The following is an 11,719-nucleotide window of genomic DNA, read 5'->3' on the forward strand; positions in this document are numbered from 1 at the left end:
ATGCGGGTAGGCTTGGCGCTGTCGGGTGGCGGGGCCCGCGGCATTGCCCATCTGGGCGTGCTGAAGGCTTTTGACGAAATGGGGATCAGCATCAGCATGATATCCGGGGTGAGCTCGGGTGCCATCGCGGGGGTGCTGTACGCCTATGGCTTCTCGCCGGACGAAATCCTGAAGCTGATCAAGGAGCTCAGTGTTTTTAAGGTGATGCGACCGGCTTTCGGTAAGATAGGGCTGATGCACCTGGAGGAGGTGGAGAAGCTCTATATAAAATACCTGGGGGAGCGCGTCTGCTTTGAGGACCTGCGGATACCGGTGGTTGTCAGTGCCACGGAGATGAACGAGGGTGTGAACATGTACTTCTCCACCGGCGAAATCATCAAGCCACTCCTGGCCTCCTCGGCCGTGCCGATTTTATACAAGCCGGTGGAGTATATGGGCAAACTGCTGAACGACGGCGGCCTCCTCAACAACCTGCCCGTGGAGCCGCTGCACAACAACTGCGACGTGAAGATTGGCGTGCATGTAAACCCCATCAACCACCAGGCGCACGTCACGAGCCTGCGCAGCATGGTGGAGCGGACGGTGCTGCTGGCCATTAACAACAACATCAAACTGCGCCTGCAGCTGTGCGACCTTCTGCTGGAGCCGCAGGAGTTGCGCTATTACCGCCTCACTAATTTCCGGAAGGCGGACGAAATATTTGAGGTGGGATATAAATACGCCCTGCACATGCAGCGCCATATCATGAGCCTCCTAAATCAGTAATAGTATTATTATAATTTAAGCAATAATATTTATAAATAAGTATTACTTTTTTCTAATATAACCGTAGAAAGGGTTGTGCCACTAATCTAAATTAAGCCCAACCCTTATGTGTAAATTTTTATTAAGCTTTATTTGCCTGCTTGCCGCGTTTACTTCTTTTGCGCAGGAAAACCAGAGTTACCTCATTCACGCCAAAGTAAAACAGGGTTCTATCCTGCTCGGGGGCAGTCTCAGCGCCTCTGCTTACACCACTACCCGGGAACTGGACTTGCCGCTTGGCCCTGAAGAAGGAACCAACATACTAGCGAGCCTTTACGCCAAGAACGGCTATTTCCTGATGCATGACTTTGCGCTGGGCCTGGTGGTGAGCCTGGAGCATGAGAGCCTCAGTATCAGTACTAAAGAGGACGCTGATAAATTCAGGCGAACCATGATGCTGGCGGGACCCTTTGCCCGCTACTACCTCGACAACGGCATCTTCGGTGAACTGTCGCTGCAGGCGGGTTTGCTCAACTTCTCGACCGGCGACAAGTCAAACCTGTTCCAGGGCGGCATTGGGGTGGGATATGCCTATTTCGTTAATCAGCGTATCTCCCTGGAGCCGATGCTGAGTTTCCGCTATTTTCAGGAGTCCAGGGGCGGCAAGTCTAACACGACACTGGGCCCAATGCTGGGTTTTGGCATTCAGGCATACATCCTCCGCAGGAGGGCGCACATCATCAAAGAAGCCTTGTAAAAGACAGGATTAGTGCGTATTTATGCGGCTTCAATTGCCGCCCTGCGCTTACGCACGGTCCTATATGCCATAAGCTACATGTTCGCAAAACTTTTATCGAAGGCTATTTTCAAAATTTCCGGCTGGAAACTGGTGGGGAACCTGACGCCGGAGAACCGCCGCTGCGTGATGATTGCCGCCCCCCACACCAGCAATTGGGATTTTATATATGCCCGCGCCGCTTTTTACCTGATGGATGCCCCCATCCGCCTCACCATCAAAAAGGAGTTTCTGGACTACCCGCTTGTGGGGCCGCTGCTGAAAAAGATGGGCGCCATGCCCGTGGACCGCTCGCGGAACACGAAGATGGTGGATGCCATGGTCCGTATCATAAAGGAGACGCCGGGGGATATGTGTGTGATGGTGACACCCGAGGGAACGCGCAAGTACCAGCCGCGCTGGCGCAGGGGTTTTTACCATGTGGCCATGGGAGCGGGGGTGCCCATCGTCCTCGGCTACCTCGACTATTCCAGAAAGGAGGCTGGTGTAGGTCCTACCATATACCCGTCCGGCGACATAGAGGCAGATATGGAAAAGATACAGGCCTTCTACCGCACCAAAAAAGGCAAATACCCGGAGCAGGGAGTGCGGTAATTAATTACGAGTTACGAATAGAGAAGGGGCTGCATCAGAATATTGCAGCCCCTTCTCTATTACAGTAGAGGCATAAGCAGCCTCTTCAATTTGAAATCATATGATTCAGAATTTTGATTTTATCATTCGGAACTCGGAATTCATAATCCGTAATTCATTTAAGCTATCTGCCGCAGGTCTACTGGTATCACACGCGATATGCCAGCCTCAATCATAGTGATGCCATACATGACGTCGGTGGAAGCCATGGTGCGTTTGTTGTGCGTCACCACGATGAACTGCGAGTTCTGCGAAAACTTGCGGATGATCGTGTTGAACTTGTCGATGTTGGCGTCATCCAACGGCGCGTCCACCTCGTCGAAAATACAGAAAGGCGCTGGCTTGAGCAGGTAAATCGAGAACAGCAGGGAGATGGCTGTCAATGTTTTCTCCCCGCCGGAGAGCTGGTTGATGGTTAAGGGGCGCTTGCCTTTGGGCTGTGCCATGATCTCGATCTTCGACTCCAGCGGGTTCTTCGGATCCGTGATCACCAGGTCGCAGTTGTCCTCTTCGGTGAAGAGGCTGCGGAAAACAAGCTTGAAGTTATGCTTGATCTGGTTGAAGGCATCCATAAACTTCTCTTTCGCCACCGTGTCTATTTCGTTGATGGTGTCGATGAGCATGTTCTTCGCGTTCACCAGGTCGTTTCGCTGTTCGGTGATGAAGGTGTTCCGCTCCTCAATTTCGGCATAGGCCTCGGCAGCCATCGCGTTAACAGGCCCCATTTTATCCAACTGGCTTTTCATGGTGGCGATATGCTGGCTGAGTTCTTCTGAGGAGAGCGGTATCAGCAGCTCTTCTTCCGGGATGGGCGAGGCAAAGTCCTCATCCGATATATTGAACTCGGCGGCAAGGCGTTCTTTAATCGCCACGAGCTTCAGCTGCGTGTCGTTCTTGGCCTGCTGCATGCGCATCAGGAGTTCGTCCGAGTTCTGCCTTCTGCGCTGCAGCTCACGGATTGTCTTCTCTTTCTCGTCCAGTTCTCCGCGCAGGCTGAAATACTCCTTCTCCATATCCTCCAGTTCCTGCCCAAAGGCAAGGCGCGCCTCGCTCATGCCCTCTACCACTGTCTCGTTCTCCTGTATAAAGGCATCCGCAGTCGCAGTCTCCTCTTCGGCTTTCGCCATTTCCTGCTTCAGTCCCGTAATACGCTCCAAGTTTACCTCTACCGTTTTTTGCTTGTAGCTGATCTCCTGCTGCAGGCTGGAAAATCGGTTTTTGAGCTGGTGAAACTGGATGTTCTCCTGGTTATACCGACCAGAGATAATAGCAATCTGCTCCTGCTGCCTTTCTATATAGGAGGTGTGTACGGCAAGTTCCTCCTCCAGGCGCTTCAGCTCCTGCTGGTCGGCGGCGGCCTGCGGCGACACTTCCTCACTCTGCGACCGCAGCTCCAGCAAGCGCTCCTGCAACTCGTCTTTCTTCTGGTCGAAGTTGCGGAGGTTTTGCTGGTGCTGCTCGTGTTTGATGCGCACCGTCAGCAAATCCTGCTGCCGCTTCGCCACTTCTTTCTCCAGCTGTTTAATCACCTCCTGCTGCGACTCGTTTCTATGGTTCTGCAGCAGCTGGTTTTGGGTATTGATACGGCCCTGCAGCAGCTCTGCCTGGTGCGTGAGCGCCTCCACTTCTTCGGCAAGTTTCTCCAGGCTTTGCTTGCGGCCCAGCCGGTTCCCATCAAACAACCCCACCGAGCCACCCGACAGACTAAGGGGCTTGCGGATGGCGCTGCCGTCTTTCAGGATGATGGTTTTGTAGTCGCTGTCATATAGCTCTTCCTCATCGTCATCGGCTATATACACGTTGCGGAGCATATACTTCATCAGGCTGCTGTACTTTTTCTCCGCAGACACCACTTCGTAACCGGCTTTTAGGTTGCCTTCGCTGAATGTGGCTGTGGGCTCCATTTCTTCTATCTCGGAGAGGATGATGAAGTTCGCGCGGCCTTTGTTTTCCTTCTTCAGAAGCGCCACAGCCTCTATGGCGTCCTGCAGTTCCTCCACCACAAAAAAGTTCATGTAAGGCTCCAGGTAACTTTCGATAAGCGGTTTATAGTCAGCCTCGCATATCAAAATGTCGGACAGGAGCGGAGCGGGCTTTGACCAGTCTTTAGACTTGCTCAGGAACTTAATCGCTTCCGGGAAGCCTTCCATATTCTCGACCAAGGATTTGGTGAGGTTGTACTGGTTCTGCTTTGCGTCGAGGGTGCGGTTAAGCTCTACGCGTTGTGTTTTAAGTTCCTCAACATTTGCTTCAGTGGTTTGAATTTGCTGCTGCAGCGTTTCTTCCTTTGCCTGCAGGCGCACGAGCTCCGAGGTGGTTTCCTCCAGTCCCAACTGTGCCTCCTGCAGTTGCTCCTGTAGCAACCGGGCGTCTTCGTCGGCATCAGTTTGCTGCTGGTGCAGGCGCTCCAGTTCCTGGTTGATGTTCTGGATCTGCACCTGGCTTATCTCCAGTGACTTGCTCAGCTGGTATACCTCGTTCTGCTTCGCCTTCTGCTGCTGCGTCAGCCCCAGCAAGGTGTCCTGCAGACTGGCCTTCTGCTCGTTGGCTTCCTGTAGCTGATCCTTCAGTTCGGCTACCTGCTCTTCGGCTGCAGCATACTGATCCTGTACTTCCAGCAGTTCGTCGCGCAGCGTCCCGATGCTTTCCTGGGTGTGCTCCACATTGGCGGTATCCTGACTTATCTGCTGGCGCAGTTGCAGCATGCGCTCCTTCAGGTAAGCGCTGCGCTCGGCGTTCAGCCGGATATCGCTTTCCAGCTGGCGCAGCCTGGCCGTTTGCACCTGCATGGTTTTCTGCATCTCCGCCAGCTTTTCCTGTGTGCCGCTCAGCTCTTCCTTCTGTTCGGCAATGGCGTCTTCGGCCTCCGCTACCGTGGCTACATATTGTTCTTTCAGGCTGTTCTCCTGGCGCACATCCTGCTCCAGCCGCTCCAGCGTGTGCTGGTACTGCGCAATGTTACGGCGCGCAAACTCCAGGCTATGCTTTTTATAGTCCTCCTTTAGCTGGAAATACCTGATGGCCTGTTTTGCCTGGCGCTCCAGCGTTTTCATGTTCTTGCCGATCTCGTGCAGCACGTCTTCCACACGCTCCAGGTCAGCGTCCGTTTCCTCCAGCTTTTTCAGTGTCTGCTTTTTGCGCACTTTGAACTTGGAGATGCCTGCCGCTTCCTCGAACAGCAGCCGGCGGGAGTTTTCCTTGTCGTTGAGAATCTCGTCCACCATTTTCAGCTCGATGATGGCGTAGCTGTCCGAGCCGATGCCCGTGTCCAGGAAAAGTTCGTTGATGTCCTTCAGGCGACAGGGCACGCCGTTCAGCAGATACTCGCTGTCGCCGTTGCGGTAGTACTTGCGCGTCACCGTCACCTCCGAATATTCTGTGGGCAGTATGCCTTTGTTGTTGTCGAAGGTGATGGAGACTTCGGCCAATTGCACTGGCTTCCGGGTTTTGGAGCCGTTGAAGATGACGTTCTCCATTTTGTCGGAGCGGAGGTTGCGGGTTTTCTGCTCGCCCAGCACCCAGCGGATGGCATCCACGATGTTGGACTTGCCACAACCGTTTGGCCCCACAATTCCCGTAATCCCGTTATCGAAGTTGATGACGACGCGGTCGCCGAAACTCTTGAACCCTTTAATCTCTAATTTTGATACCTGCATTCGTTTGTGCGGAATCGCTTTATTCCAAGCTCAAAAATAAGACGATTTTCGATACCATAATATTTTGCGCGGGTATAATAAGCACCGCAGCAGCAGTACCCGCCATCGTTTCTGATTTGGTGCCTGTTCAGCTGATTTATATATAAACCCATATAGCCAGCCTTACAAGGGCAAAACTGAAGGCTATATGGGAATAACTTTTCGTTGAGGGAAAGGGAACAAGCTCTATATAACCCCTATATGCATAATTGATACAGGAGACGGCAAAGCACCATTTTTTTGCTATATTTGATCAGGAAGACGCGCTATGGAAGACTTTAAGCTCATTTTATATGTACTGGCCGCCGTGGCCTACTTCATTTTTATGCAGTGGCGCAAGGCGTTCAACGCACCCAAAGAGGAGGACGACGACGCGCCGCGCGGACAGGGGAGAGGAGCGCAGGCGCCAGCCAGACCGGCCACTTCGTTTGAAGACATTCTGCGGGAGCTGCAGCCGAAATTGGAGCGGGCAGAGGCCAAAGGCAAAGCCGTGGTTGAGAGGACAAAGGAGCTTGCCGGACCAGTGGGAACACCTTTTCCGCCCGTTGCAGCAGCCACACCAGCAGTGAAAAATTATGAGGCCGCACCCAGCGTTAAAGCACTGTCGTGGGAGAAACCTTCGGAAGCCAGGTTAGCAGCCAAATTGCTGGAGGAGCAGCGCATCAGGAACCATTTTAACACCTACGAGCGCAGGCAAACCACGCAAAACAAATACGCGACCCTCCTGAGAAACCCGGCATCCGCCCGCGAGGCCTTCGTCCTGACGGAAATTTTCAACAGAAAGTACAGTTGAAGTGAATTCTGAATAATTGATTGTTGAATCACTGAATATATCCTTCTGGCGTAAAGCAAAAAGGAGAGCTATTGAAATGATCTCACTTCGAACCAGTTATATATGGTGCAAGCGCCCAACGGCCGCATATATAATGCAGGCGGCAAAGCCATAGATCATTTCCCACCGAAAACCAATCCGACTATACCGTAGACTTTATCCAATATTTATATATAGCTAACGCGTGCCCATATATGAAAGCACCTTCTATATGGGAACGCAGGCCGGAGGCGCTATGGTGTACGCACGAGTGAAGACGCTCGCGCCATATATGCGCGTTACTTATAAGATGAGATAAAATAAAACCTACCGAACTCCAGCTACTGAACGAATCCGTGTAAGCCCTATATGGCCGAAAAGTAAAAAGAATGAACGGCCGTTTCGATTGTGGCCTGATAAGAAATGTCGCATTATCACGCTATCCTTTTCATTCAATTATTCAAAACTCGGTTATTCAAAATTCCCACATCACAGCGCCTGTGTAAGGGCATAGGATACAATGTTGGCGCCCATGCGGAGCGCCTGCTGCCGGATTGGATCCGGGTCGTTGTATATCTCCTGGTCTTCCCAGCCATTGCCTAAATCTGTTTCATAGGTATAAAAGCACACCAGCCGCCCCTCGTGCAGAATGCCGAAACCCTGCGGGGGCTTGTTGTCGTGCTCGTGTACCTTGGGCAGACCGTTGGTGAAGGTGAATTTCTGCCTGTAGATCGGGTGATCAAAAGGCAGTTCCACAAACTCATGTTCCGGAAACACCTTTTTCATCTCCTTCCGGATGAACTTATCCAGCCCGTAATTATCGTCGATGTGCAGGAAGCCGCCGCTGATAAGGTAATTGCGCAGGTTCTGTGCCTCGGCGTCAGAGAAGGTTACGTTGCCGTGGCCGGTCATATGCACGAAGGGGTAGCTGAACAGCTCGGGGCTGCCCACCTCTACCACAGCCTCGTCGGGAGCAATGTTCATGTTCAGGTGCTGGTTGCAGAAACTGATGAGGTTCGGCAGCGAGGTCTTGTTGGCGTACCAGTCGCCGCCGCCGTTGTACTTCAGCTTGGCGAGCTTGAAGCTGTATTGCTGCGCCATGGCAGCGGGCAGTGCGGTTACAAACAGGAGGAGAATGATCAGGTGGCGCTTTAGCATGTAATCCTTTCTAAATTTATATATCCTTTATAACGGCGCGAAGATGTCGTGCAGTACATTCAGCGTATGGCAGGCCACCAGTGCGGCGGTCTCCGTGCGCAGCCTGCTTCTCCCAAGCGTAACCGGCCTGATGCCCGCCTCGTATGCCGCCGCTATCTCGCCTTTGGAAAAGTCTCCCTCCGGGCCAATCATGATGCAGTGCGGCTGGCCGTGCCTGTAGTAATCTTTGATGCTTTTGGTGGCATCTTCCTCAAGATGGGCGATATAGGTGTGCTCGGCATATGTTTTCTGCACAAAACGGTTGTACGGTGTCAGGTCGTGCAGGAGGGGCAGGTAGCCTTTCTGTGACTGCTTCATGGCGCTCACCGCAATTTTCTCCAGCCGGTCGAGTTTCAGGTGGCGGCGCTCCGAATTCTCGCACAGCAGGAAGGTAATTTCCGTCACGCCTATTTCCACGGCTTTCTCCATAAACCACTCCATGCGGTCCATGTTTTTGGTAGGGGCCACGGCAATGTGCGTGCTGTAAGGCAGCTTGCCATATTCAATCTGCTTGTCTATGACCTGCAGCCGGCACTTTTTTGGGTTCGCTTCCTGAATAATGGCCGTGTATTTGCCTCCTGATCCGTCCACGAGGTAAACCGTATCGCCTTGCTGCAGCCGCAGCACGCGTACGCAGTGTTTCGATTCCTCTTCACTCAATAGATAGAAATCAGTGGAGACGTCTGGTGTGTAAAACAGATGCACGGTATTTTAATGTTGAATTTTAAATGACTGAATAAGTGAATTGTATAGCAGAACGTACGAAGGTAGCCCAAGTCGCTTGATTACACCGGCAAAGTTTAAGCATGAAGGGACTATTCAGAAGACGGCGTGATGGAGGTTTTTCCTGTACTTCACCGGCCTTTAAGCCACTCACAGCAATCAACAGTGGGCAATCAACAGTTAAAGTATACGAAAGTACAGAATTTGCGCCTATTGAAGAAGGCATATATGGAAATGACTCTCTACCGGACCGCTTCCCGGCTGCCCAAAGCGAATTGGGCCTGGGCGTAAGTCTTGTCTTCAAATCGGTTCATTTTATAAAGGTGCAGCGTTTAAGTGAGCAGTTACTTTTGAGCAGCCAAGCCAATGCTTTTTACGGATTTGCTAATCACCTGAAGGATATGGGTGTGAAATTTAGAAATATATCAAAACAAGGACCCCTATACCCCTAATCTTCAAAGGAAGGGTAGGCTGCCTGTACAGAAACTATTTGCTGGAATGCCCCGAAACAGGTATATTTACCATCTTTACACAACCAACTAATCTTAAAGTCAACCAAACAATTTATGTCTTCCAAAGACCATCCTCTCAATGATCAGGTTAGTAAGCATAACATTCCCTACGGTGCTGAATCCAACCAGTTAAAATTCAAACATCCGAGCGGCCTGTTCGTGCTTTTTTTCACAGAGATGTGGGAAAGGTTCAGCTACTATGGCATGCGGGCCCTGCTGGTGCTGTTTTTGACGTCATCGCTGCTGGATGGCGGCTGGGGGTGGAGCAATCAGGATGCCCTGCAGCTGTATGGCCTCTATACCGGTCTGGTGTATCTGACCCCCATCATCGGCGGTTTTATAGCGGATAAGTTCCTTGGTTTCAGATGGGCCGTTGTGATTGGTGCTTTGTTGATGACCATGGGGCATGCGAGTATGGCTGTGGAGACCGAACCTCTCTTTTATACCGGCCTTGCCCTTATCATTTTGGGTAACGGGTTGTTCAAGCCCAATATTTCATCGATGGTGGGACAGCTCTATGTAAATAACCCTGATAAAAAGGACGCTGCCTACACTATCTTTTATATGGGCATCAATTCAGGGGCATTCCTGGGCATCCTGCTGTGCGGCTATATCGGAGAGAAGGTGGGCTGGAGCTACGGTTTTGGCCTGGCGGGCATCTTCATGTTTTTCGGGATGCTGCAGTTTTACTTTGCCAAGAATATTTTCGGTAACATCGGTCAGCCGCCCTCAAAGGACAGCGACACTCCTGAGTCCCGCTCCGAGAAAATAGCAGAGGCCAAAGAACTCCCGAAACATGTGGTGCGGGACCGCCTCATCGTGATCTCCGTTTTTGCCTTTTTCACCATCTTTTTCTGGATGTCTTTTGAGCAGGCGGGAGGCTCCATGACCATTTTTGCAAAGGATTACACCAACCGTGTACTGGATGGCAGCAGTGCCACCTTCTTTAAATGGGCCAACAGCATACTGGTTGTCGTGCCCATGATCATCCTGACCTTTGTGCTCTTCAACCTTTTCAAAGACACCTTCAGGCGCATAGGGCTGTCTAACCTGTTTTTAGGGACGAGCTTTGTTATTATATGGGGTATCATTATCTGGATGCTGAGCAGGGAGTTCCAGGCAGATGTAGCCGAGGTTCCCGCATCGTGGTTCCAGATTCTGAACTCGTTTTTTATTATTGCCCTTGCCCCATTGTTTTCCAAGATATGGGAAAGCAGGTTTAACCCTTCCGGGCCGGTGAAGTTCGCCCTCGGGTTGTTTTTGCTGGGCATAGGGTTCGCGATACTGGCGTATGGCGGCAGCAGCATTCCGCAAGGCGCAGATGTTGCGTCAGTGAGCATGATCTGGCTCATTCTGGCTTATTTCTTCCATACGCTCGGGGAGCTTTGCGTTTCGCCTGTTGGCCTGTCATATGTAAGCAAACTCTCGCCTGCCCGTTTTGTGGGGCTGATGTTTGGTATATGGTTTGTGGCCAACTTCTTCGCCAACCTGCTGGCAGGTTTAACCGGCAGCTTCATCGACAACATCGTGAACAACTACTCCATAACAGTCTTTTTCCTGATATTCACGTTCATACCTTTCCTGGCTGGCGTCATCATGCTGGCGCTGAACGGTTTCCTGAAGAAAAGAATGCACGGTATCGACTAACATAACGGGATTACGCATTTTAATATCAAAGGCCCCTGTTGCTTCTGCAACAGGGGCCTTTCGCATTGTGTAGGTGTACGGCTCTCCTGAATACCTGACTGTACAGAACCAAAGGACAGAGTATGAATCATGATGCTTAAATTATCACTTTGTTTATAATTTAAAATAAAACACAACAGCGTACTTTGTTTGTAAAGTACTATTATGGATATTGCTGACGATTTCAAAATACGCTTATATGAGGTAAGCAGCAATTTTTAACAATTCTATTTTATTTTTCCTCTTACAAACTTATACTTTTAGCCAATGTTATTTTTTGTAATTAAACGTTGCTCAATTGCAGCGTTTGTACTGGGATGCACCCTGCAGTCCTGCCAACTGGTGCCCGAGGTTTTGCCGGCGCTGAACCCTGAAATGGAAACCGCGGCAACCGCTGCTTTCACACGCTTCACCATCCCTAAAGGTTCGCACTACGCCGACAGAAGTTCGCTCAAGAAGGTGCAGACGGCGCACCTGCGCTTTGCCGTCACCTTTGACAGTACCGCCATATATAGCACCATAGATCCTAGCAACCAGGGAGACATCAACAAACTGTATGGCCTGTCAGACTGTGGCAACGACCACCACACCAACAGCGCCCGCTTTGGCTGGCGCTGGTACAAGAACAGGCTGGAGCTGCATGCGTATGCTTACACCAACAAGGTGCGGAAGTCGGCCTATGTGGGAGCGGTCACGCTGGGCAAAGCAACCGTATGCGAAATAAGCCTGGAGGGAGAGCAGTACGTCTTCACGATGGACGGCAAGACGGTAGCGCTGCCCCGTGCGTGCAATGGCGCAGGGGAGGGCTATCAACTGTACCCATACTTTGGAGGCGACGAGACTGCCCCGCACAACATATCCATCGATATTCAGACGCTGCCGTAGAAGAGTCCGCCTCTTGCAGAGAGATGAGCGGCAAAAG

At 51.5% G+C, this 11,719-nt stretch carries 10 protein-coding genes; 7 read left to right on the plus strand and 3 right to left on the minus strand.

The window, feature by feature from the left end:
• The 3 genes from GSQ62_RS00375 (at position 1) to GSQ62_RS00385 (ending at position 2,134) form a co-directional block, all read left to right on the plus strand.
• The gene (locus tag GSQ62_RS00375; RefSeq protein ID WP_161887663.1) at positions 1–765 is read left to right on the plus strand and encodes a patatin-like phospholipase family protein; all 765 of its coding nucleotides are present in this window, start codon (positions 1–3) and stop codon (positions 763–765) included.
• Positions 766–871: 106 nt separating this feature from the next.
• Positions 872–1,501: an autotransporter outer membrane beta-barrel domain-containing protein gene (locus GSQ62_RS00380; RefSeq protein WP_161887664.1), complete on the plus strand. Its 630-nt coding sequence runs from the start codon at positions 872–874 to the stop codon at positions 1,499–1,501.
• Positions 1,502–1,579: 78 nt separating this feature from the next.
• Positions 1,580–2,134 carry a 1-acyl-sn-glycerol-3-phosphate acyltransferase gene (locus tag GSQ62_RS00385; protein WP_161887665.1) on the plus strand — a complete coding sequence of 185 codons (555 nt, stop codon included), beginning with the start codon at positions 1,580–1,582 and terminating at the stop codon, positions 2,132–2,134.
• A gap of 158 nt (positions 2,135–2,292) precedes the next feature.
• Here GSQ62_RS00385 and smc read toward each other — a convergent pair whose 3' ends face one another.
• Positions 2,293–5,829: a chromosome segregation protein SMC gene (gene smc, locus GSQ62_RS00390; RefSeq protein WP_161887666.1), complete on the minus strand. Its 3,537-nt coding sequence runs from the start codon at positions 5,827–5,829 to the stop codon at positions 2,293–2,295.
• A gap of 307 nt (positions 5,830–6,136) precedes the next feature.
• On the opposite strand from smc, the gene GSQ62_RS00395 reads away from it, so the two are divergent.
• Entirely contained in the window at positions 6,137–6,661 is a 525-nt protein-coding gene (locus GSQ62_RS00395; protein WP_161887667.1) for a hypothetical protein, read from the plus strand.
• 507 nt (positions 6,662–7,168) lie between these two features.
• Here GSQ62_RS00395 and GSQ62_RS00400 read toward each other — a convergent pair.
• Positions 7,169–7,837, minus strand: coding sequence for a DUF4159 domain-containing protein (locus GSQ62_RS00400; protein WP_161887668.1), 669 nt, complete (start codon positions 7,835–7,837; stop codon positions 7,169–7,171).
• A 27-nt stretch (positions 7,838–7,864) separates the two neighbouring features.
• Entirely contained in the window at positions 7,865–8,581 is a 717-nt protein-coding gene (locus GSQ62_RS00405) for a 16S rRNA (uracil(1498)-N(3))-methyltransferase (protein WP_161887669.1), read from the minus strand.
• A 101-nt stretch (positions 8,582–8,682) separates the two neighbouring features.
• On the opposite strand from GSQ62_RS00405, the gene GSQ62_RS00410 reads away from it, so the two are divergent.
• From GSQ62_RS00410 to GSQ62_RS00420, 3 genes are all read left to right on the plus strand, one after another.
• Positions 8,683–9,051, plus strand: a complete 369-nt coding sequence (locus tag GSQ62_RS00410) for a hypothetical protein (RefSeq protein ID WP_161887670.1) — start codon at positions 8,683–8,685, stop codon at positions 9,049–9,051.
• Positions 9,052–9,213: 162 nt separating this feature from the next.
• Positions 9,214–10,758: a peptide MFS transporter gene (locus tag GSQ62_RS00415; protein WP_262886662.1), complete on the plus strand. Its 1,545-nt coding sequence runs from the start codon at positions 9,214–9,216 to the stop codon at positions 10,756–10,758.
• Positions 10,759–11,172: 414 nt separating this feature from the next.
• Positions 11,173–11,682 carry a hypothetical protein gene (locus tag GSQ62_RS00420; protein ID WP_161887672.1) on the plus strand — a complete coding sequence of 170 codons (510 nt, stop codon included), beginning with the start codon at positions 11,173–11,175 and terminating at the stop codon, positions 11,680–11,682.
• The last annotated feature ends 37 nt before the right edge of the window (positions 11,683–11,719 follow it).

The organism is Pontibacter russatus (assembly GCF_009931655.1).
Taxonomy (GTDB): domain Bacteria; phylum Bacteroidota; class Bacteroidia; order Cytophagales; family Hymenobacteraceae; genus Pontibacter; species Pontibacter russatus.